This window comes from Roseococcus suduntuyensis (assembly GCF_014196305.1).
GTDB lineage: Bacteria > Pseudomonadota > Alphaproteobacteria > Acetobacterales > Acetobacteraceae > Roseococcus > Roseococcus suduntuyensis.
This window is the reverse complement of the sequence record NZ_JACIDJ010000001.1, coordinates 1,361,221-1,382,735: the sequence shown is the minus strand read 5'-3', so window position 1 is coordinate 1,382,735 and position 21,515 is coordinate 1,361,221. Positions and strand designations below refer to the sequence as shown.

Genomic DNA, 21,515 nt, shown 5'->3' with positions numbered 1-21,515 from the left:
GGCTGAAAGACTGGCGACGCATCCACACCCGCTACGACAAGCTCGCTCGGAACTTCGCCTCCGCCGTCGCCATCGCCGCCGTGATCATCTGCTGGTGCTGAATGAGTCCGGAGCCTAGCGGCTGATGGCCTGGTAGGCCGCCAGCGCCGCCATATCCAGCAACTGGTTCACGCCCGACCCGGTGGGGACGATCTGCGCCGGGTGCGACAGCCCCATCAGCACCGGCCCGATGGTGGTGGCGCTGGTGAGGTGCGGCACCGCCTTGGTCAGGATGTGGGCCGCGTGCAGGCCCGGCATCACCAGCACGTTCGCCGGCCCGGTCAGGCGGCAGAAGGGGTAGAGGCTGGCGCGCAGGTTCGCGTCCAGCGCCACATCCGCGCCCATCTCGCCGTCGTATTCGAAATCCACGCCCTCGGCGTCCAGCAGCTTCACCGCGTCGCGGATGCTGCCCGGGATGCTGCCCTTCGGGTCGCCAAAGGTGGAGAAGGAGAGAAAGGCCACCCGCGGCGTGAGGCCCAGCCGCCGCGCCACCCCGGCCGAGCGCGTCGCGATGGCGGCCAACGTCGTGGCATCCGGCCGCTCATGGATGGCGGTGTCGGCCACCAGCACGGTGCCCGAGCGCCGCGCGATCATCATGGTCATGCCGAACAGCACGCCCTCGGCGTCCAGCGCCATCCGCACGCCTTCCAGCGCCACGGAATAGCTGCGCGTCTCGCCGGTGATCAGCGCGTCCGCATCGCCCATGCCCACCATGCAGGCGGCGAAGACGTTGCGGTCGTTGTTCACCAGGCGCTGGATATCGCGGTAGAGGAAGCCGTCGCGCTGGCGCTTCTCGTAGAGCCAGTCCGCATAGCGCGAGTTGGAGGAGGAGAGGCGCGCATTGTGCACCTCGATCCCCTCCGGCAGCCGCACGCCGATGCCGGCCACGGTCGCGTGGATGCGCTCCTCGCGCCCCACCAGGATGGGGGTGCCATAGCCCGCGTTCACGAAGGCGATGGCGGCGCGGATGACAGCCTCCTCCTCGCCCTCGGCGAAGACCACGCGGCGGGGGTTGGCGCGCACCTGCTCATGGATGGCTTCCAGCGCGTTGGCGGCGACGTCCAGGCGATTGGTGAGTTCCCTCGCATAGCGCGCAGGGTCCACCAGCGGCTTGCGCGCCACGCCCGAGCGCACCGCGGCTTCCGCGACGGCCACCGGCACACGGCTGATGAGCCGCGGGTCAAAGGCGTTGGGGATGATGTACTCCGGCCCGAAAACGAGGCGCTTGCCCGCGCCCGAGCGTGCCACTTCCTCCGGCACCGCCTCGCGCGCCAGTTCGGCCAGGGCCTGGGCCGCGGCCACCTTCATCGCGTCGTTGATGGTGCTGGCGCGCACATCCAGCGCGCCGCGGAAGATGAAGGGGAAGCCCAGGACGTTATTGACCTGGTTGGGATAGTCCGATCTCCCCGTGGCGATGATGCAGTCGGGTCGCGCCTGCTTCGCTTCCTCGGGCGTGATTTCGGGGTCGGGGTTGGCCATGGCGAAGATGATGGGCTTGTCGGCCATGGCGCGGATCATGTCCTGCGTCAGCGCGCCCTTCACCGAAAGGCCGAAGAACACGTCCGCCCCTTCCAGCGCCTGGGAGAGGGTGCGGGCCTTGGTCTCGACCGCATGGGCCGATTTCCACTGGTTCATGCCCTCGGTGCGGCCGCGGTAGAGCACGCCCTTGGTGTCGCACATGGTGATGTTCTCGGGCCGCATCCCCATGGCGCGCAGCAATTCGGCGCAGGCGATGGAGGCGGCGCCAGCGCCGTTGATCACCAGGCGCGTGGTCGCGAGGTCCCGGCCCGTCAGGTGCGCCGCGTTGATCAGCCCGGCCGCGGCCACGATGGCCGTGCCGTGCTGGTCATCATGGAAGACCGGGATGTCCATCAGCTCGCGCAGCCGCTGCTCGATGACGAAGCATTCCGGCGCCTTGATGTCTTCCAGGTTGATGCCGCCGAAGCTGGGGCCCAGGAAGCGCACGCAGTTCACGAACTCGTCCACATCCTCGGTGTCGAGGCAGAGGTCCATGCCGTCCACATCGGCGAAGCGCTTGAACAGCGCGACCTTGCCCTCCATCACCGGCTTCGAGGCCAGGGCACCGAGGTTGCCCAGCCCCAGCACCGCCGTGCCGTTGGAGACCACGGCCACGAAATTCCCCTTCGACGTATAGTCGTAGGCCAGCGCCGGGCTGCGGTGAATGTGCAGGCAGGGCTCGGCCACGCCGGGGCTGTAGGCGAGGCTGAGGTCGCGCGCCGTGACGAGCGGCTTGGTCAGCCGCGTCTCCAGCTTGCCCGGGCGGCCGGCGGCGTGCATGGCCAGCGCCTCCTCGCCCGTGACGCGCGCCGTGCGGGTGTCCTTGGGGGGTGTGGGGCGCGCGTCGGACATGCGTTGGCTTCCTCGATGGGTTTGCTTGTCATTCTTGTAACCCCCCATGGCCGCGCTGCGAAGCGACCCCTTCGCGGACCTAGCCCGCCCCGCTAAAGCTGCGGGGTGCAGCATCGCGTGACAGCTTCGGGCGCCACGCCCGCCATGGCCCAATGGTTCGCCGCGAAGGAGCAGGCCGGCAGCGCGCTCGTCTTCTTCCGGATGGGCGATTTCTATGAGCTCTTCTTCGAGGATGCCGAGGCCGCCGCCGAAGCGTTGGGCCTCGCCCTCACCCACCGGGGCGAACACCAGGGCCACCCCATCCCCATGTGCGGCGTGCCGCACCACAGCCACGAATCCTACCTGGCCCGCCTGATTCGCCGCGGCTTCCGGGTCGCGATCTGCGAGCAGATGGAGACGCCCGAGGAAGCCAAGGCCCGCAAATCGGCCACGCTGCGGCGCGAGGTGGTGCGCATCATCACCCCCGGCACCGCGACCGAGGAAGCCCTGCTGGACGCCGCCCGCCCCGCCTGGCTGCTGGCCCTGGTGCGCGGGGGTGCCGCCTGGCTCGATGTCTCGACCGGCGCCTTCCACACCCAGGATGCGCCGGAGATCGCGGCGCTGGTCGCGCGCCTCGCGCCCGCCGAAATCCTGACGGAGGAAGGGCTGGAGCTGGAAGGCGCCACCCCCGCCCTCGTGCCCAAGGACGCCCCCGGGCGGCTGGCCGAGGCGCTGGGCGTCGCCTCGCTGGAAGGCTTCGGCCAGTTCAGCCCGGCCGAATCCGCCGCCGCCGCCATGGCCGTGGACTATGTGCGCGGCGTGCAGAACGGCGCCCTGCCGCGCCTCGCCCCGCCCATGCCGGAGGGCGCGCGCGGCGTGCTGCTGCTGGACGCCGCCACCCGCCGCAGCCTGGATATTCTCGACGGCCCGCGCGACGCCTCGCTGCTCGCGGCGGTGGACCGCACACTCACCGGGGCAGGCGCGCGGGAACTGGCCGCGCGGCTGGCCGCCCCGCTGGATGACCGCGCCGCCATCCGCGCCCGGCACGACGCGGTGGCCACCCTGCTGGAGGATGGCACCCGCCGCGCCGGGCTGCGCGCCGCACTCAAGGGCGCGCCCGACATGGCCCGCGCGCTGGGTCGCCTTTCGGTGGAGCGCTTCGCCCCCCGCGACCTCGGCGCCATCCGCGACGGGCTGGACCGTGCCGGGCGTCTCGCCCGCCTGCTGGATGGCGTGCCGCCCGGATTGCTGGACGCCGCGCAGGCGCCACTCTCCGCCCTGCCCGCCCTCGCGCAGGAACTCGCCCGCGCGGTGGCCACCGAACTTCCGGCCCGGCTGGAGGAGGGCGGCACCGTCGCCCCCGGCTATGATGGCGAGCTGGACGCGCTGCGCCGCCTGCGCGACGACGCGCGCGGCGCCATCGCGGCCATGCAGATGCAGCTGGCCCAGGCCTGGGGCGTGGCCTCGCTCAAGATCCGGCACCACCAGCAGCTTGGCTATCTCGCCGAGATGCCCGCCGCCGCCGGCGAGAAGCTGTTGCGCGCCGCGCCGCCCGGCGCGAATGGCGAGCTCGCCCCCATCCACCGCCAATCCATGGCCAGCGCCCACCGCTTCACCTGCGCGGCCCTGGCCGCGCTGGACCGGCGCCTGTCCGAGGCCGGCGACCAGGCGCGTGCGCGGGAGAAGCTGGTGGTGGCGCATCTGCGCCGCATGATCCTGGCGGAAGGTGACGCCATCGCCGCCGCCGCGCGCGAGATGGCCGCACTCGACGTGCTGGCCGCCAGCGCGGAGCTGGCCTCCGGCGGTGGCTGGTGCCGGCCCGAGATTGCCGAACGGCCGGACTTCGCCATCGAGGCCGGGCGCCACCCGGTGGTGGAGGCGGCGCTCCGCCGCGCCCGCGGCCCCGCCTTCGTGCCCAATGACTGCGACCTCTCGCCCGGACAGCGCCTCTGCCTGCTGACCGGCCCCAACATGGCGGGCAAGTCCACCTTCCTGCGGCAGAACGCGCTGATGGTGATCCTGGCGCAGGCGGGGCTTTATGTGCCCGCCCGCGCCGCGCGGATCGGGCTTGTGGACCGCCTCTTCTCCCGCGTGGGCGCGGCCGATGACCTCGCCGGCGGGCGTTCCACCTTCATGGTGGAGATGACGGAGACCGCCGCCATCCTGAACCAGGCCGGGCCCCGCAGCCTGGTGGTGCTGGACGAGGTGGGGCGCGGCACGGCCACCTGGGACGGGCTGGCCATCGCCACCGCCGTGCTGGAGGCGCTGCATGACCGCATCCGCGCCCGCACCCTCTTCGCCACGCATTTCCATGAATTGACGCGGCTGGCGGACGGCCTGCCCGAGATGCGCCTCGCCGCCATGCAGGTGCGCGAATGGCGCGGCCAGGTGGTGTTCCAGCACAGCGTGGCCGAGGGCGCGGCCGAGAAGAGCTGGGGCGTGCATGTGGCCAAGCTGGCCGGCGTGCCGCCCACGGTGCTGAAGCGCGCGGCGGAGGTGCTGGCCGGGCTGGAAGCCCGCGCCGCCGTGGGCACCGACCCACTGACCGCGGCGATGCCACTCTTCGCCGGGGCACCGCCACCGCCACAGCCCCCTCGGGCATCACCCCTGCTGGAGGCCCTGCTGGCGCTGGACCCCGATGCCCTGTCCCCCCGCGAGGCGCATGACGCACTCTACAGCCTCAAGGCACTCGCAGCCGCGAAGGAAGGCCTGTAGTCTGGTTGACATGACGCTCGCCACCGCCCCACGGGCCCAAGCCCGGCTGCAGGACCGCCTGCTGCCTGACGGCGTGCCGATCGCGCGCGACCAGGCGCTGGCCCTGCTGCGGCGGGAGCTGGGCGGGGTGCAGGCCTGGGTCCAGCATGCCTTCGAAAGCCGCGAAACCCATGGGCTGGGCGCCGCTCGCCGCCTGGGCGAACGGATGGACCAGGTGATGCTGGCCATCCTGGACTATGGCGGCGCCATGGTGCCCCCCATGCCTGGCGCCGCCCGGCTGGACTTCGCCCTGGTGGCGACCGGCGGCTATGGGCGCGGCGTGCTGGCGCCGCATTCGGACATTGACCTGCTTTTCCTCACCCAGCGCGAGCCCGGCGCCCGAACCCGGCGGCTGATCGAGTTCATCCTGTATCTTCTGTGGGACCTCGGGCTGAAGGTGGGCCACGCCACGCGCAGCGCCCAGGATTGTCTCACCGAAGGTTGCAAGGACGTCACCATCCTGACCGCCCTGGTGGATGCCCGCTTCCTGGGCGGCGATGCCGAGGCCTATGCCCATTTCGCGGAAAGCTTCACCCGGCATCGGCTGGAGAGCGGCATCGCCCCCTTCCTGGCCGCCAAGCGGGCCGAGCGCGCCGCCCGCCACGCCCGCTACGGGGAAAGCCCCTTCCTGGTCGAACCCCATGTCAAGGAAGGCCGCGGCGGGCTGCGGGACCTGCAAACCCTCTACTGGCTCGCCCGCTACGCCTTCGGCGTGCAGAAGATGCCGGAGCTGGTGGGGCCCGACAGCCCCGGCGGCGGGCTGCTGAGCGCGCACGAAGCCCGCGCCATCCGCCGCGCCTGGGACTTCCTCTGGACCCTGCGCTTCCACCTGCACTACGTCACCGGCCGCGCCGAGGAACGCCTCACCTTCGACCTCCAGCCCGTCATCGCGGCCCGCATGGGCTACACCCGCCACGGCGCGCAGGACGGGTCGGAGCGGCTGATGAAGCACCTCTTCCTGACGGCGCGGGACGTGGTGCGCTTCACCCGCGTGCTGGAACCGGCCATCGAGCGCGCCGCCCTCGGCCCCCCCGCCACGCGGCGCGAGGGGGATGAAGGGCTGGCCGCGCTGGGACTTGCCTTCGCCGACGGCAAGCTGGTGGCGGCACCCCCCGACCGCGACTTCTCGCGCGAGCCCATCCTGATGCTGCGCATCGTCAAGGCGGCGCGGGACCGTTGCCTGGACATACATCCGCTGGCCGTCCGCGCCCTGATCCGCCACGCCCGCCAGGCGGAACGGCTCCGTGGCGACCCCGAGGCCAACCGCCTCTTCCTCGACCTGATGATGGGCAAGGGTGCGGCCAAATGGATGCGCCTGCTGAACGAGGCCGGCTTCCTCGGCCGCTTCATCCCCGAATGGCAGCGCATCACGGGGCTGATGCAGTTTGACACCTATCATGTCTTCACGGTGGACGAGCACACCATCGAGGCTATCGGGGTGCTGCAGCAGATCGAAAGCGGCGCCCTGGCCGAGGTGGCGCCGGTGGCCAGCGAGTTGGCCGGCCAGTTGCAATCCCGCCGCGCCCTCTATGTCGCCGCCCTGCTGCATGACATCGCCAAGGGTCGTGGCGGCGACCACAGCGAGATCGGCGCCCGCCTCGCCCAGGAAATCTGTCCCCGCCTGGGGATGAGCGCCGAGGAGACCGAGACCGTCTCCTGGCTCGTCCTGCACCACCTTCTGGTCAGCCAGACCGCCTTCAAGCGCGACATCGAGGACCCCAAGACCATCCTCGACATCGCCGACCAGGTGCAATCCCCGGAACGCCTCCGCCTGCTGCTGGTGCTGACGGTGGCGGACATGCGCGCGGTCGGCCCCCGCGTCTGGAACGCCTGGAAGGCCACCCTGCTGCGCGAGGTCTATTGGCGGGTCTCCGAAGTCCTGGCCGGCGGCATGACGGTGCCCGAGCGCGATGTGCGCGTGGCCCGCGCCAAGGAAGCGGCCGTGGCCAGCCTGCCGGCCTTCACCCAGGCCGAGGCCGAGCATTTCCTCTCCCTGGGCTATCCCGGCTACTGGCTTTCCTTCGACGCCGAGACCCATGCCCGCCACGCCTCGATGATCCGCGACGCGGAGGCCACGCGCGCGCCGCTCACCGTCCGCACCCGCGTGCTGCCGGAGCGGGGTGTCACCGAGGTCACGGTCTATTGCACCGACCATCCGGGCCTGTTCAGCAAGATTTCGGGCGCGCTGGCCGTCGCTGGCGCCTCCATCGTGGATGCGCGCATCCACACGCTGACCAATGGCATGGCGCTCGACACCTTCTGGGTGCAGGACAGTTCCGACGACGCCTTCGACGCGCCGCACCGCCTGGCGCGGCTGTCGGTGCTGATCGAGCAGTCGCTCTCCGGCCGCCTCCAGCTCGACGCCGAAATCCGCAAGGTGCGGCGCGAGCCCGCGCGGCTGGCCGCCGTGACGGTGCCGCCGCGCGTGGTCTTCGACAATTTCGCCTCCAACACCCACACCGTCATCGAGGTGAATGGCCGCGACCGGCCGGGCCTGCTGCATGACGTGACGGCCGCCATCAGCGAACAGGGGCTGCAGATCGCCTCCGCGCACATCACCACCTATGGCGTGCGGGCGGTGGACGTCTTCTACGTGAAGGACGTCTTCGGCCTGAAGATCGAGAATGAGCGCAAGCTCGCCCCCCTGCGCGAGGCGCTGCTCGACGCGCTGACCCCGCCCGAGATGCCTGGGGGCGGGGGGGTCTCGGTGCTGATGCGCGAGGTCGCAAGCCAGGCCTGATGCTGCGCTCCATCGCCACGGTGGGCGGCTGGACCATGGCCAGCCGCGTCCTGGGCTTCGCGCGCGACATCCTGATCGCCTCGCGCCTGGGGGCCGGCCCCATGGCCGATGCCTTCTTCGTGGCGCTGAAACTGCCCAACCTGTTCCGCCGCCTCTTCGGCGAGGGCGCCTTCAATGCCGCCTTCATCCCCACCTTCGCCGCTACCCTGACGCGCGAGGGATTTTCCGAAGCCCAGCGCCTGGCCGAACGGATGGCGGGGCTGATGGCGCTTTGGCTGTCCGTGCTCACGCTGCTCGGCATGGTCTTCATGCCGCAGGTGCTGTCGGTGCTGGCGCCCGGCTTCTCGGCGCGCCCGGACCAGTTCGCGTTGGCCGTGGAACTGACGCGGATCGTCTTTCCCTACCTGCTGCTGATCTGTCTGGTGGCGCTGGTGTCAGGCGTGCTGAACGGGCTGTCGCGCTTCGGGGCGGCGGCGGGGGCGCCGGTGCTGTTCAACATCACCGCCATGGCGGCCCTGCTGGGGCTGACGCCCTTCGTCGCCACGCCGGCCCATGCGCTGGCCTGGGGGGTGACGGCCTCGGGCGTGTTGCAGCTCGCCTTGGTGTGGTGGGCGGCGCGGCAGGCGGGCATGGCGCTGAACCCGGTGCGGCGGATCACCCTCGGCCCCAATGAACGGGGCGTGCTGCGGCGGATGGGGCCGGGCATCATCGGCGCGGGGGTGACGCAGCTCAATCTGGCGGTGGATGTCATCATCGCCTCGCTGTTGCCGGCGGGCGCCGTGTCCTTCCTCTATTACGCGGACCGGGTGGCGCAGCTGCCGCTGGGCGTGGTGGGGGCGGCGATCGGCACCGCGCTTTTGCCGCTGCTGGCGGCACAGATCGCGGCGCGGCAACGCCTGTCGGCGCATCGCAGCCAGAACCGCGCGCTGGAGATCTCCCTCGCCCTCACCCTGCCGGCCGCGGTGGCGCTCGCGGTGCTCGCCGCCCCCATCATCACCGTGCTGTTCGAGCGGGGGGCCTTCGGCGCGGCGGCGGCGGCCGAGACGGCGCGCGTGCTGGCGGCCTATGCGCTGGGGCTGGTGGCCTTCGTGCTGGTCAAGGCGCTGGTCCCGGCCTTCTTCGCGCGCGGCGACACCACCACCCCCGTGGTCGTGGGCGTGGGCGTGGTGGCGATGAACCTCGGGCTGAACCTGCTCTTCCTCTGGGCCACGCCGCTGGGGGCCTCGGGCATCGCGCTGGCCACGGGCCTCGCCGCCTGGGCGAATGTGGCGGTGCTGTTGTGGCTGCTGCACCGCAAGCGCCATTTCCGCGCCGACCGCCGCCTGCGCCGCAACGCGCCCCGCCTGCTGGCCGCGGCGCTGGCCATGGGTGTGGGCCTGGCGCTGGGCGCCCATTGGCTGGCGCCCGGGCCGGGCACGGCGGGGGCGATGTGGCTCGCCCTGCTCTGCGCGCTGGGGGGCGGCATCTATTTCGGCGTGGCGCATCTGCTGGGCGGGCTCGACCTGCGCGAGCTGCGCCGGATGGTGCGGCGGCGGCGGTAACACGCCGTGGCGTCTTGACCCGGCGCCCCGCGCGCGCGAACGATCCCCCCGGCCAATTCACGGGAATTTCCATGCAGCGCGTCTTCTCCGGCATCCAGCCCTCCGGCGTGCCCACCCTGGGCAACTACCTCGGCGCCATCCGCAACTGGGTGCCGATGCAGGACCAGCACGAATGCCTGTTCTGCATCGTGGACCTGCACGCCATCACCCAGTTCCAGGAGCCCGCGCAGCTTCTCGCCCAGACGCGCGAGATGGCGGCGACCCTGCTGGCCTGCGGCCTCAGCCCCGAGAAATGCGTGCTGTTCGTGCAGAGCCATGTGCCCGCCCATGCGGAACTCGGCTGGATCTTCAACTGCGTGGCGCGCCTCGGCTGGCTGAACCGCATGACGCAGTTCAAGGACAAGGCCGGCAAGGACCGCGAGGCGGCGAGCAGCGGCCTCTATGTCTATCCGAACCTGATGGCCGCCGACATCCTGGCCTACAAGGCGACCAGCGTGCCCGTGGGCGACGACCAGCGCCAGCACTTGGAACTGGCCAACGACATCGCGCAGAAGTTCAACCACGACTACGGCACGGACTTCTTCCCGCGCATCGAGCCCTTCATCCAGGGCGTCGCCGCCCGGGTGATGAGCCTGCGCGACGGCACGAAGAAGATGTCCAAGTCCGACCCCTCGGACCAGTCGCGCATCAACCTGAACGATGACGCCGACACCATCGCGCTCAAGATCCGCCGCGCGCGCACCGATGCCGAGCCGCTGCCCGGCCACCTCGCCGGTCTCGAAGGCCGGGCGGAGGCGCGCAACCTGGTGGGCATCCTCGCCGCCGTCACCGGCACCCTGCCGGAGAACGTGCTGCGCGAGCATGAGGGCCAGGGCTTCGGCGCTTTCAAGGAGGTGCTGACCGAGGCGCTGGTGGCGCACCTCGCTCCCATCCGCAAGGAAATGCTGCGCCTGCTGGAAGATGAGCCGGCGCTGGACGCCGCCCTCCGCCGGGGCGCGGAGCGGGCGGAGGCCATCGCCAACCCCATCCTGGCCGAGGCGAAGCGCCTGGTGGGCTTCCTGCCAAGACGCTGAGAGGGCGCTAGCCGCCCAGCGCCCGCACCACCACTTCCTCCAGCAGGGGGCCGTCATCCACGGCCTCCAGCGCGCGTTCGGCGAAATCGGCATAGCCGTCGCCGCCGCGCCGCAGGAAGTTGTTGGTGGCGATGCGATAGGCCCGCGCGGGATCGAGGGGGCGCCATTCGCCGGGCGCCTCCTCCACCTCCACCTCCACGGCGCGTTCGCCCACCGGGCGCGAGGCGTCGGCGCGGAAGCGCAGCCCGGCCAATTGCGGGAAGCGGCCATTGGGCTCGGGCAGGCGTGAGAGCCCGTTCTCCAGCGCGGCCCGCAGGGCGTCACCCCGCAGGGTCAGACGCGCCAGCGTGTTGCCGAAGGGGAAGGCGGTCAGCGTGTCGCCACGGCTCACATCGCCCGCCGGCAGGCCGGCGCGCAGCCCGCCCCCGTTCATCCAGCCGATCTCGGCGCCCGCCGCGCGGCGCATCGCCTCGGCCACGAAATTTCCCATGGCGCAGGGCTGTTCGCGGCAGCCCTCCAGCGTGAAGGCCTCAGGCAGGCGGCCCACGACGGCGCGGCGCACCGCCTCCAGCGGGCCGGCATATTCGGCCACGATGGCGGCCACCGCGGCGTCCTCGGCCAGGGTGGCGTCCAGCTCCGCCATGGCCTGGGCGTGGTGCAGCACCATGCCATCGGCGGCGAGGTCGAGGTCGAGCCGGCCCAGGAACCGCCCGAAGGCGCCGGCCTGCACGATCAGCACCGGCCGGTCCGGCCCGTCCACCAGGCGCGGCGGGGCGATCCGCAGATGGCTGTGCCCGCCGATGATGGCGTCAACGCCGGGCACCCGTGCCGCCAGCCGCTCATCCTCCGCGAATCCCAGATGCGAGAGAAGCACGACGGTCGCCGGCCCCTCGCGCCGCGCGGCCCAGACGGCGCGCTCGGCCGCCTCGGCGGGATCGGTGAAGCGCAGATTGTCGCCAGGCGAGGAAATGACCGGCGTGTCCGTCGTCACCAGCCCCACCACCACCAGCCGCGCCGGGCCGTTGCGGAAGGTGACGGTGGGCAGCACGCGGCCGGCCAGCGCGGGCTCGGCCGTGGCGTCGAGATTGGCGCAGAGCACGGGGAAGCCGGCCGCCTCGATGTAGCGGGCCAGCACCGCCGGCCCCCTGTCGAATTCATGGTTGCCCAGCGCGAAGCCCTGCACCCCCCAGGCGCGCTGCACCGCGGCTTCCGCGAGGCCCTCATGGTGCGAGAAGAACAGGCTGCCCATGAAGCTGTCGCCCGCCTCCAGCAGCAGGGCGGGGCGCTGGTCGGCGCGGGCGGCCTCGCGCGCCTGGGCGATGGCGGTGGCGATTCGCGCCGAGCCGCCGAAGCAGGTCTCGCCCGGGCGGCAGGTGGCGCCGCTGGCCGCGATGGGCTCGTGCCGGCTGTGGAAATCATTGAGGTGCAGCAGCGCCACACGGCTGACACTCTGGGCACGGGCGGCGCGCAGCGCGGGGCTGGCGAGCAGGGCGGAGACGGGAAGCCCGGCAAGGACACGGCGGCGAAGCATGGCCCACCCTGCGGGCTGTTCCCGCCCAAGTCCAGTGATGTTGCGTGTCGCAACCCGAACGCCCCTTCGGGCCTTGCCACGGGCAGGCGATGGGTGAACCCTTGCCCCTCACAGCTGCGGGTCTTGTTGTTGCAAATCTACCTGCCCATCGCGGAAATGAGTGTGGATGCCCTTCTCCTGGTGGGCATCGGCTTTGGCGTGGGCTGGCTGTCGGGGCTGTTCGGCGTGGGCGGCGGCTTTTTGCTGACGCCGCTGCTGATGCTGATCGGCATTCCCTCCTTCGTGGCCGTCGCCTCGGGCGCCAACCAGACGCTGGGCGCCTCGGTCTCGGGCCTCATCGCCCAGGCGCGGCGGGGCAATGTGGACTGGCGCATGGGCGCCGTGCTGGTGGCGGGCGGCCTGCTGGGCAGCTTCGTGGGGGTGCAGCTCTTCGCCTTCCTGCGCGAGAAGGGCCAGGTGGATGCCGCCGTCGCCCTCTTCTACGTGGTGGTGCTGGGCATCGTGGGCCTGCTGATGGTGATGGAAAGCGTGCGCGCCATCTTCCGCCGCGTCCGCGCCCGGCCGCAGCGGCTGCACCAGCATTCCTGGGCGCATGGGCTGCCCTTCAAGATGCGCTTCCGGCAGAGCCGCCTCTACATCTCCGTCCTGCCGCCGATCGCGGTGGGGTTCGGCATCGGCGTGCTCTCGGCCGTGATGGGCGTGGGCGGCGGCTTCATGCTGGTGCCGGCCATGATCTACATTTTGGGCATGCCGACCTCGGTCGTCATCGGCACCTCGCTGTTCCATGTGGTCTGCATCACGGCCTCGGTCACCTTCTTCCAGGCGGTGCAGGTGGGCGGCGTGGACATCGTGCTGACCATGCTGCTGCTGGCCGGCGGCGTGGCGGGCGCGCAGTTCGGCGCCTCTATGGGTGCCCGGCTGCGCGGCGAGGAGACGCGCGCGCTGCTGGGCCTGCTGGTGCTGGGCGTGGCCCTGATGCTGATGTGGAACCTGGTCACCCCACCCGAACGCCTGTTCTCGGTCACACGCGCGCCATGAGGGCCGTGCTCCTTCTCCTCCTGCTGCTGGCGCCTGGCCTCGCCGGGGCACAGCCGCTGGTGGCCCGCCTCTCCACCGACCGCGTGGACGTGACCACCGCCTTCGTGGGCGAGAGCGTGCTGGTCTTCGGCAGCACGGAGCAGCCCATCGGCCCCGGCGGCGATGAGATCATCGTCGTGGCGCGCGGCCCGTCCACGGATTTCGTCGTACGCCGGCGCGTCAATGTGCTGGGCATGTGGCTGAACGGCCCCTCGGCGCATTTCGACGATGTGCCGAGCTTCTACGCCATCGCCGGCACCCTGCCGGCCTGGCGGTTGCTGCCGGAGGAGGTGCGCCAGGCCCGCGGCCTGGGCCTGGACGCGCTGCCGCTCACGCCCAGTTCCGGCGCGCGTTCGCCGCAGTTCCGCGCCGCCCTGCTGGACCTGAAGCGCAATGAGGGCCTGTGGCTGGAGGATGTGGCGCCGGTGGACATCGCGGGCAACCGCCTCTTCCAGGTGCGCCTGCCCCTGCCCGCCACGGTACAGCCAGGCGTCTATGAGATCGCCGTCCACCTCATCCGCTCGCGCCAGGTGGTGGCGACCGAGCGGATAGGCTTCATCGTGGCCCGCACCGGCACCGCGGCCGAGATCGAGCGACTGGCGCGGCTGCAGCCGGCCGTCTATGCGCTGATCTGCATTATTCTCGCCGCCCTGGCCGGTTGGCTGGGCAGCATCCTCTTCCGGAGAAGCTGATGACCGAGGACGGAACGGAAAAGGCCCGGCGCGACCGCGTGTTCCTGGTCGTCGTGGATGACAGCCCCGAACGCGCGGTCGCCCTGCGCTACGCCTGCCTGCGCGCCGCCAAGGGCGGCGGCCGGGTGACGCTGCTGCGCGTGGTCGAGCCGGTGGAGCAGTCCGAATGGGCCGGCATCGGCTCCATGATGCAGGAGGAGCGCCGGGAGGAGGCCGAGGCCCTGTTGGCCGGCCTCGCCGCCCAGGTGAAGGAGCTGACGGGCGGGATGCCCATGCTGGTCATCCGCGAGGGCCGCATGGCCGATGAACTGCTGGCCCTTCTGGACGAGGACCCGCGCATTTCCATCCTGGTGCTGGCCACCTCGGCCGGCGGCAAGGGGCCGGGGCCCCTGATCACGGCGTTGACGGGCCGGCTGGCCGGCAAGATGACCGTGCCCATGACCATCGTGCCCGGCGAGATGAGCGAGGCGGAACTTGACCGGGTGACGTGATTCCTGCCCTCAGGCGCCGGGCGCGCGCTCCGCGCGCTTGGCTTTCGCCGCGCGGCGGGGGCGCTGGCCGCGCGATCGTCCGGGCGGCGCCGGCCGCTGTGCGGCCGGATGTGCGTGGCTTTGCCCCTCGCGCCGGGCGCGCGCCCTGCGCGCTTGGCTTTCGCCGCGCGGCGGGAGTGCGCTCGCCCTCACTCCGGCAGCATATGCCCGAAGCGCTGTGCCTTCGTGGCCAGGTAGCCATCATTCACGCCATTGCCGGCGAAGGCGTGCTCCTCGCGGGCCTGCACCTCGATGCCGCAGGCAGCCAAACCCGCCAGCTTGTCCGGGTTGTTCGTCAGCAGCCGCACGCGCGGAATGCCCAGGGCGCGCAGCATGGTGGCCGCCACCAGGAAGTTCCGCTCATCCGCGCCATAGCCCAGGGCACGGTTGGCATCGAGCGTGTCGAGACCCTGGTCCTGCAGCGTGTAGGCGCGCAGCTTGTTGACGAGGCCGATGCCCCGCCCCTCCTGCGCCAGGTAGATCAGCACGCCCGCACCTTCCTCGGCCATGCGGCGCAGCGCGCCCTTCAGCTGCGGGCCGCAATCGCAACGCAGCGAGCCCAGGAGGTCCCCGGTGAAGCACTCCGAATGCAGCCGCGCCAGGGGCGCCCGGCCCTCGGCCAGCACCGCCTCGGGGTTGCCCACCAGCATGGCCAGGTGCTCGATCCCGCCATCGGCGGCGCGATAAGCAATGATGCGCGTGTCCTTCGCATCCTCCAGCGGCACCCGCGCCTCGCCCACCGCGCGCAGCGTGGTGGCGGCGGTGTGGGGGTAGGCCAGGATCTCCTCGGCCGCGATGCCCATCAGGCCCGGCACGGAGGTGACCACACGGTCCATCGGCACCGCCACCAGCGCGGGCAGCAGGCGCCCCAGCTTGGCCAGTGCCAACGCGGCGGGAGCGAGGGCCGGCGTGGCCGCGCGGTCGAGCTGCTGCCCCTCGGCGCCCAGGAGCTGGTCCGCGGTGGGGTCGGCGAAGGCGCGCAGCCGCTCGGGATCCATCAGCCCGGCCGGCAGGCGCAACGCCACAGCACCCGCCTCGGGCGCGTCGAGCGGCACGGGGCGCTGCAGCAGCGCGGCCGCGCGCACGGGTGCCAGCAGCAGCACGGGCGGGCGGGCGGAGGCACGCGCCATCTCGCCCAGACCTTGCGCGCCGACCGTTTCGGCCGCCGCCACCAGCATGGCCCCCTCGGCCCCATGGACAAGAACGGGCGTGCCGCGGCGGAGTTCGGAGACGGCGCGATGAACCGCCCGCAGCACCAGGACATCCTCCGTCAGCGCACCAAGGGAAGCCTGCGGTTGCGAAGCGACGACATTCATGGACGAGCGATCCTTCATGGGTAGAAACTCTGCCTTGAGAATGTGGCGTCACAGTGGGAAGCGACAGGGCGCCGCGCGAAACTTATTTTCACGGACTTGCGCAACCTTTCGCGCAAGCATTCCTCCCGCGCGGAGCAAGTGCTAAGAGGGGGAAGATTGTAAACCACAGCGGCTGTCACCAAGCCGACATCCTCCAGGCGACCATGGCCGGCCCGCGCCACCTGCTTCTACTGACCGAGGACGAGGCCCTGGCGGCCATTCTTCCCGCGCAACTGGCGCAAGGCACGGACTACCGGGCGGAGCCCGCCGCGCCCGGCGAAGGCGCTGCCCGCCTCGCGGACCCCCTCGCGCATGTCGAGGCCACGCTGCTCGACGCCCCGGCCCTGGCCTGGGTGGAGCCGGTGCGCGCGGCCAGCGCCGGGCGGCCCATCCTGCTGCTGGGCGATGGCGCGGCGTCGGAGCTGCCCAGCCTGCCCAAGCCCGTGCGCCTGGCGGCGCTGGTGTCCCGGATGAACGCGCTGCTGGCGGCCTTCGAGGCCTCGCCCGAGGCTGGCATCAGCCTGGGCGGGCACCTCTTCCACCCGGCCTCGCGCCTGATGCTGACGCCCGAAGGCACCCGCATCCGCCTGACCGAGAAGGAGGCCGCGATCCTCCTCTACCTGCACCGCGCGGCCGGCCGCGCCGTTTCGCGCGGCGAATTGCTGGGGGAGGTCTGGGGCTATTCGGCGGCGGTCGCGACCCACACGCTGGAGACGCACATCTACCGTCTGCGCCGCAAGATCGAGCAGGCGCCGGCACTCGCGCGCCTGCTGGTGACGGAGGAGGGCGGGTACCGGCTGGAACCCGCCCCCTGAGGCTTGCTGCGCGGCCGATTCACGCCCCCGGTGTGCCACCGGGAGCGATCGGGCGCGGGTTCAAAGCAGCTTGCAGGCTTCCTCGAACTCCAGGCGCGGGCTGCGCGGGAAGACGCCGGACGGGTCGCCATGGCCCAGCGTGACCAGCCAGTTGGACTTCCAGCCGGTGTCGGCCAGGAACAGCTCATCCACCTTGCCATTGTCGAAGCCGCTCATGGCGCCGACATCGAGGCCCAGCGCACGGGCCGCCAGCATCAGATAGGCGCCCTGCAGGGTGCCGTTGCGGAAGGCGGTGGTGTCGGCGAGCGACCAGTTGCCCGAGAACCAGGACTTCGCGTCCGCATGCGGGAACAGCCGCGGCAGCAGGTCATAGAACTTGGGGTCATGCGCCACGATCACGACCACCGGGGCCGTCATGGTCTTCTCGACATTGCCGGCCGAGAGCGTCTCCTTCAGCTTCGCCTTCGCCTCGGGCGTGCGGAGGAACAGGAAACGCGCGGGCGAGGCGTTGGCGCTGGTCGGGCCCCACTTCATCAGGTCATACAGCTCGCGCAGGGTCTCGTCGGAGACGGGCTTGTCCTGCCATTTGTTCTGGGTGCGCGCCTCGCGGAAAAGCTGGTCGAGGGCGGCGGGGGCGAGGGTCTCGGTCATGGAGTTCCTTCCGGGCGGGGTTCCGCGTTCATTCCGCATGTAGGGTGGCCGGGGCGGCGCTGCCAATCCGCGCAGGCTATGGCCATCATCCGGCAGCGCAATATCGGCTGGGGCAGGCGTTTCCGTCGGCATGGAACCATGGCTAGACTGGCTCCAACCGAATGGAGAGGAACCGCCCGGATGGACCTGCGTGACATGCTCAAGGGGCGGCTGCGCCTGCCGCTCATCGCCTCGCCGCTGTTCATCATCTCGGTGCCGGACCTGGTGGTGGCGCAGTGCACCAGCGGCATCATCGGCTCCATGCCCTCGCTGAATGCCCGGCCGCTGGAACAGCTGGACGAATGGCTGACCGAGATCAAGGAACGCCTGGCGGCGCATGACCGCGCGCATCCGGACCGGCCCTCGGCCCCCTTCGCGATCAACCTGATCGTCCACAAGTCCAATGACCGGCTGGAAGAGGACCTGGCGCTCTGCGTGAAGCACAAGGTGCCGCTGATCATCACCTCGCTGGGCGCGCGCGCCGAGGTGAACGAGGCCATCCATTCCTATGGCGGCTTCGTGATCCATGACGTCATCAACCAGTTCTTCGCCCGCAAGGCCATCGAGAAGGGTGCGGATGGCCTCGTTTTGGTGGCGGCCGGCGCGGGTGGACATGCCGGCGCGCAGTCCCCCTTCGCCCTGGTGCAGGAGACGCGGCAGTGGTTCGACGGGCCGGTGGCGCTGTCGGGCTCCATCGCCCATGGCCGCAGCATCCTGGCCGCCGAGGCCATGGGCGCCGACTTCGCCTATATGGGCACCGCCTTCATCGCCACACCCGAAGCCCGCGCGGTCGAGGACTACAAGCGGATGATCGTGGAGAGCGGGGCGGGCGACATCGTCTACACCAACCTCATCACCGGCGTGCATGGGAACTACCTGAAACCCTCCATCACGCGGGCGGGGTTGGACCCGGACAACCTCGACACCGGCGACAAGTCGCAGATGACCTTCGCCTCGGACCGCAAGAAGCGCTGGAAGGACATCTGGGGCGCCGGGCAATCCGTGGGCGGCATCCATGAGGTGGTGCCGGCGGCGGCGCTGGTGGACCGGCTGGCGGCGGAATATGCGGAAGGGCGGCGGGCGCTGGGGGCGCATTCGCCCATCGTGAACCCCGCCTGGGGCCAGGGGCAGCGGGCGGCGGCGGAATAGCGGGGTAACCATCCGGGGCCGGGGCGCGAAGGAGGAGGAAGCCCCTCCCCTTCCCTGCACGGATGCTTATCTACCTCCCATGGAACTCGAAGCCACCCTGCGGCTGGGCGCCTTCGCGGGCGTGCTGGCCGCGCTGATCCTGGCCGAGCGGCTGGTGCCCTGGGCGCAGCCGCGCCCGCTGGGCATGCGGCGCTGGTGGCCCAATCTCGGGCTGGTGGCGGTGGGCTCGGTGCTGGTGCGCTTCACCCTGCCGCTGGCGGCCGTGGCGGCGGCCTTCTGGGCGCAGGCGCAGGGCATCGGCCTGATGAACTGGCTGGACCTGCCGCTGTGGGTGGCCATCCCGCTGACCGTGGTGGTCTTCGACCTGCTGATCTATTTCCAGCACCGCGTCTTCCACCACGTTCCCTGGCTGTGGCGGCTGCACCGCGTCCATCACGCCGACCCGGAGATGGACGCCACCACCGGCGTGCGCTTCCACCCCGTGGAAATCTGGCTGTCCATGGTGATCAAGATTGCCTTCGCGGTGGCGCTCGGCGCACCGCCCGAGGGGATTTTGGCCTTCGAAATCATCCTGAACGCCACCAGCCTCTTCGAGCACGCGGCCATCCGCATCCCGCCGAAGCTGGACCGCGCGCTGGGCTGGGTGATCGTCACGCCCAACCTGCACCGCATCCACCACAGCGAGCGGGAGCACGAGACCAACAGCCATTACGGCTTCTGCCTCTCCCTCTGGGACCGGCTGTTCGGCACCTGGCGCGGCAAATGGGAGGGCGAACTGGTGCTGGGCGTGCGCGGCCACCGCGACCTGGACCGGCAGACGCTGCGGCGCATGCTGACCCAGCCGCTGGATTAGCGTCTGATCGGCTTCGGTGGGATCACCAAAGCCGCGAATCAGCCGCTCAGCCCAGCCAGGCCCTACCGGTTCTCCAGCCCCCGCGCCGCCCGCTGCTGGCGGATGCTCTCGGCCGAGGCCCCCACCTGGTCCCGGAAGCGCGCCAGCCCCTCCCGCACCCCGCGATGGGCGTCGGGGAACTCCGCCGGCAACGTGAAGCGGTCGGGCTGGCTTTCGTCATGCGCCAGCACCGCGTCCATGGTGCGGACCAGGGAGGGCACGTCGCCAAAGGCCCATTCGTTCAGCGGCCGCCCCACGCTTTCGGTCAGCGCGGCGAAGAGGGCGCGGTCCCCATCCGCCGGCAGGTCGGGCCGGGCCACCAGGTGCGTCCGGTAGCGCAGCTGGCCCAGGTAGAACACGAAGACCGCATCCTCCCGCTGCCCCGCGCCGAAAAGCCGCCCTGCCTCCCGGTAATAGGCGGAGGGGTGCTGGCCGTTCAGCCGCGCCCCCAACGCCGCATCGGCGCGCCCCAGGCGGGGCGCCAGCGCCAGGAAGGGGAGTGCGGCCAAATGGCGACGGTGCATGGAGCGTCCTTTCATTCGGTGGGCATGGTCAGCCCAACCCATTCACAACGCCCGCATAACGCTCCAGCACCAGCCGGCGCTTCACCTTCATGGTGGGCGTCAGCATGCCGTTTTCCACCGAGAAGGGCTCCGTCACGGGGGCCCAGCGGCGGATGCGCTCAACGGGCGAGAGCTTGGCGTTCACCCGCGCCACCGCGCCGGCCAGGCTTTCCGCCTGGCCCTCGGCCGCCACCAGCAGGGCCACCACGCCGGCCATGCCCTCGCCGGCGGCCACCGCCTGGGCGATCTCGGGCTCGCCCACCAGCAGGGCTTCGAGCTTGGAGGGCGCCACCATGTCGCCCCCCTTCAGCTTGATGAAGTCCCGCTTGCGGTCGGTGATGACGAGGCGCCCCTCCTCCATCCGCCCCACATCGCCGGTGTGCAGCCAGGTCTTGCCATCGCCCTCCGGGACCCGAAGGGCGGCCTCGGTCGCCTCCGGGTTGTTCCAGTAGCCATCCATGACGAGGTTGCCCGCCACCATGATCTCGCCATCCCCGGCGATGCGGACCTCCACCCCTGGCAAGGGCGGGCCCACGCTGCGGCGCGCATTGTCCCAGGGCAGGTTCACGCTGATGACGGGGCCGGCCTCGCTCTGCCCGTAGCCCTGGATCAGCGGCAGGCCCAAGGCCAGGAAGAAGCCGGACAATTCCGGATCGAGCCGCGCGCTGCCCGAGACCAGCGCCCGCACATTGCCGCCGAAACGGGCGCGGATCTTGTTCCGCACCAGCCGGTCCAGCACCGCATCCTGCAATTTTTCCAGCAGGTTGAGCGGCGGGCCGTCCAGCTTCCGCAGCCCCAGCGCCAGCGCCTGGTCGAACAGGCGCTTCTTGAGGCCGCCATCCTTCTCCACCTGGGCCACGATGCGGGCGCGCAGCACCTCGAACAGCCGGGGCACGGCGGTGATGATGGCGGGCTTGAACTCGGCCATCTCGGCGCCGAGGCGGTCAGCACCACGGGAATAGACCACCTCCATCCCGAAGGAGGGCAGAAGGTAGCCGCCCACCGTGTGCTCATAGCTGTGCGACATGGGCAGGAAGGAGAGATACTTCTCCCCCGCCACGTTCAGCCGCGCGATGAGGGGGCGGATGCCCTCGCGGTTCGCCAGCAGGGCGCGATGGGGCAGCATGACGCCGCGCGGGGTGCCGCCCGTGCCGGAGGTGTAGATCAGGCAGGCGAGCCGGCCGGCGGGGATGTGCTCGGCCTCGGCCATCAGCATCACCACGTCGGAGGGCGCGGCCTCCAGCGCCGCCCATTCGGCCAGCCGGCCGCCCGGGGGTTCGGGGGCGCCTGCCTCCATGCAGACCAGCAGGTCGAGCCCGCCGGTGCGGCCCGCCGCCTCGCCCACGGTGCGCGCGAGGGCCGCCGTGGAGACCACCGCCACCCGCGCCCCGCTGTCGCCCAACACATGCGCGTGGTCGGCCACGGTGTTGGTCACATAGGTGGGCACGGTGACGGCGCCGATGGTCATCACCGCCACGTCCGCAATCAGGAATTCCGGGCGGTTCTCGCTGACCAGCAGCACGCGGTCACCGGGCATCACGCCCTGGGCGCGCAGCCAGGCGGCCACCGCCGCCACCTTCATGGCGAAACCGCCCCAGGACAGTGTCTCCCACCGCCCGCCGCGCCAGGCGGTCAGCATGGGCCTGTCCGGCATTTCGCGGGCCAGGCCCAGCATCATGCCCGGCAGGCTGCTCCATCGGGTTCCAGCTTGATTCATGTTTCCCC

The 21,515-nt window shown here is 71.2% G+C and carries 16 protein-coding genes and 1 pseudogene; 11 read left to right on the top strand and 6 right to left on the bottom strand.

Annotation, left to right across the window (positions count from 1 at the left end):
• Window positions 1-101: pseudogene (locus GGQ83_RS06485) on the top strand (IS5/IS1182 family transposase); the annotation flags it as partial.
• A gap of 13 nt (window positions 102-114) precedes the next feature.
• Here the strand turns inward: GGQ83_RS06485 and GGQ83_RS06480 are convergent.
• The gene (locus GGQ83_RS06480) at window positions 115-2,409 is read right to left on the bottom strand and encodes an NADP-dependent malic enzyme (protein ID WP_184382891.1); all 2,295 of its coding nucleotides are present in this window, start codon (window positions 2,407-2,409) and stop codon (window positions 115-117) included.
• A 144-nt stretch (window positions 2,410-2,553) separates the two neighbouring features.
• On the opposite strand from GGQ83_RS06480, the gene mutS reads away from it, so the two are divergent.
• The 4 genes from mutS (at window position 2,554) to trpS (ending at window position 10,496) form a co-directional block, all read left to right on the top strand.
• Window positions 2,554-5,103: a DNA mismatch repair protein MutS gene (gene mutS, locus GGQ83_RS06475; protein WP_184382980.1), complete on the top strand. Its 2,550-nt coding sequence runs from the start codon at window positions 2,554-2,556 to the stop codon at window positions 5,101-5,103.
• Window positions 5,104-5,113: 10 nt separating this feature from the next.
• Window positions 5,114-7,882, top strand: a complete 2,769-nt coding sequence (locus GGQ83_RS06470) for a [protein-PII] uridylyltransferase (protein WP_184382890.1) — start codon at window positions 5,114-5,116, stop codon at window positions 7,880-7,882.
• Window positions 7,882-9,423, top strand: coding sequence for a murein biosynthesis integral membrane protein MurJ (gene murJ, locus GGQ83_RS06465; RefSeq protein ID WP_184382889.1), 1,542 nt, complete (start codon window positions 7,882-7,884; stop codon window positions 9,421-9,423). The genes GGQ83_RS06470 and murJ overlap by 1 nt, the downstream gene beginning before the upstream one ends.
• A gap of 71 nt (window positions 9,424-9,494) precedes the next feature.
• Window positions 9,495-10,496 carry a tryptophan--tRNA ligase gene (gene trpS / locus GGQ83_RS06460; RefSeq protein ID WP_184382888.1) on the top strand — a complete coding sequence of 334 codons (1,002 nt, stop codon included), beginning with the start codon at window positions 9,495-9,497 and terminating at the stop codon, window positions 10,494-10,496.
• Between the two features lie 7 nt (window positions 10,497-10,503).
• Here the strand turns inward: trpS and GGQ83_RS06455 are convergent, their stop codons facing one another.
• Complete coding sequence (locus tag GGQ83_RS06455; protein ID WP_184382887.1) at window positions 10,504-12,027, bottom strand: bifunctional metallophosphatase/5'-nucleotidase; 1,524 nt, start codon at window positions 12,025-12,027, stop codon at window positions 10,504-10,506.
• 123 nt (window positions 12,028-12,150) lie between these two features.
• On the opposite strand from GGQ83_RS06455, the gene GGQ83_RS06450 reads away from it, so the two are divergent.
• From GGQ83_RS06450 to GGQ83_RS06440, 3 genes are read left to right on the top strand one after another with little or no spacing between them, the layout of a single operon-like run.
• Window positions 12,151-13,065 (top strand): sulfite exporter TauE/SafE family protein, encoded by a 915-nt coding sequence (locus GGQ83_RS06450; RefSeq protein WP_456315372.1) that lies wholly within the window; start codon window positions 12,151-12,153, stop codon window positions 13,063-13,065.
• A 5-nt stretch (window positions 13,066-13,070) separates the two neighbouring features.
• Window positions 13,071-13,796: a TIGR02186 family protein gene (locus GGQ83_RS06445; RefSeq protein ID WP_184382886.1), complete on the top strand. Its 726-nt coding sequence runs from the start codon at window positions 13,071-13,073 to the stop codon at window positions 13,794-13,796.
• Window positions 13,796-14,287 (top strand): universal stress protein, encoded by a 492-nt coding sequence (locus tag GGQ83_RS06440; RefSeq protein ID WP_184382885.1) that lies wholly within the window; start codon window positions 13,796-13,798, stop codon window positions 14,285-14,287. Before GGQ83_RS06445 ends, GGQ83_RS06440 begins: the two co-directional genes overlap by 1 nt.
• 188 nt (window positions 14,288-14,475) lie before the next feature.
• Here the strand turns inward: GGQ83_RS06440 and GGQ83_RS06435 are convergent, their stop codons facing one another.
• Window positions 14,476-15,642: a GTP cyclohydrolase II gene (locus GGQ83_RS06435; protein ID WP_184382884.1), complete on the bottom strand. Its 1,167-nt coding sequence runs from the start codon at window positions 15,640-15,642 to the stop codon at window positions 14,476-14,478.
• 203 nt (window positions 15,643-15,845) lie between these two features.
• Between GGQ83_RS06435 and GGQ83_RS06430 the strand changes: the two genes are divergently transcribed.
• Entirely contained in the window at window positions 15,846-16,496 is a 651-nt protein-coding gene (locus tag GGQ83_RS06430; RefSeq protein WP_184382883.1) for a response regulator transcription factor, read from the top strand.
• 60 nt (window positions 16,497-16,556) lie between these two features.
• On the opposite strand, the gene GGQ83_RS06425 is transcribed toward GGQ83_RS06430, so the two are convergent.
• Window positions 16,557-17,147 (bottom strand): malonic semialdehyde reductase, encoded by a 591-nt coding sequence (locus GGQ83_RS06425; protein WP_184382882.1) that lies wholly within the window; start codon window positions 17,145-17,147, stop codon window positions 16,557-16,559.
• Between the two features lie 180 nt (window positions 17,148-17,327).
• Here GGQ83_RS06425 and GGQ83_RS06420 point away from each other — a divergent pair, with 180 nt between their 5' ends.
• Window positions 17,328-18,335 (top strand): NAD(P)H-dependent flavin oxidoreductase, encoded by a 1,008-nt coding sequence (locus GGQ83_RS06420; RefSeq protein ID WP_184382881.1) that lies wholly within the window; start codon window positions 17,328-17,330, stop codon window positions 18,333-18,335.
• A gap of 79 nt (window positions 18,336-18,414) precedes the next feature.
• Window positions 18,415-19,188, top strand: coding sequence for a sterol desaturase family protein (locus GGQ83_RS06415; RefSeq protein ID WP_184382880.1), 774 nt, complete (start codon window positions 18,415-18,417; stop codon window positions 19,186-19,188).
• Between the two features lie 62 nt (window positions 19,189-19,250).
• Here the strand turns inward: GGQ83_RS06415 and GGQ83_RS06410 are convergent, their stop codons facing one another.
• Window positions 19,251-19,751: a hypothetical protein gene (locus GGQ83_RS06410; protein WP_184382879.1), complete on the bottom strand. Its 501-nt coding sequence runs from the start codon at window positions 19,749-19,751 to the stop codon at window positions 19,251-19,253.
• Between the two features lie 28 nt (window positions 19,752-19,779).
• Window positions 19,780-21,507, bottom strand: coding sequence for an AMP-dependent synthetase/ligase (locus tag GGQ83_RS06405; protein ID WP_184382878.1), 1,728 nt, complete (start codon window positions 21,505-21,507; stop codon window positions 19,780-19,782).
• Window positions 21,508-21,515: the final 8 nt, after the last annotated feature.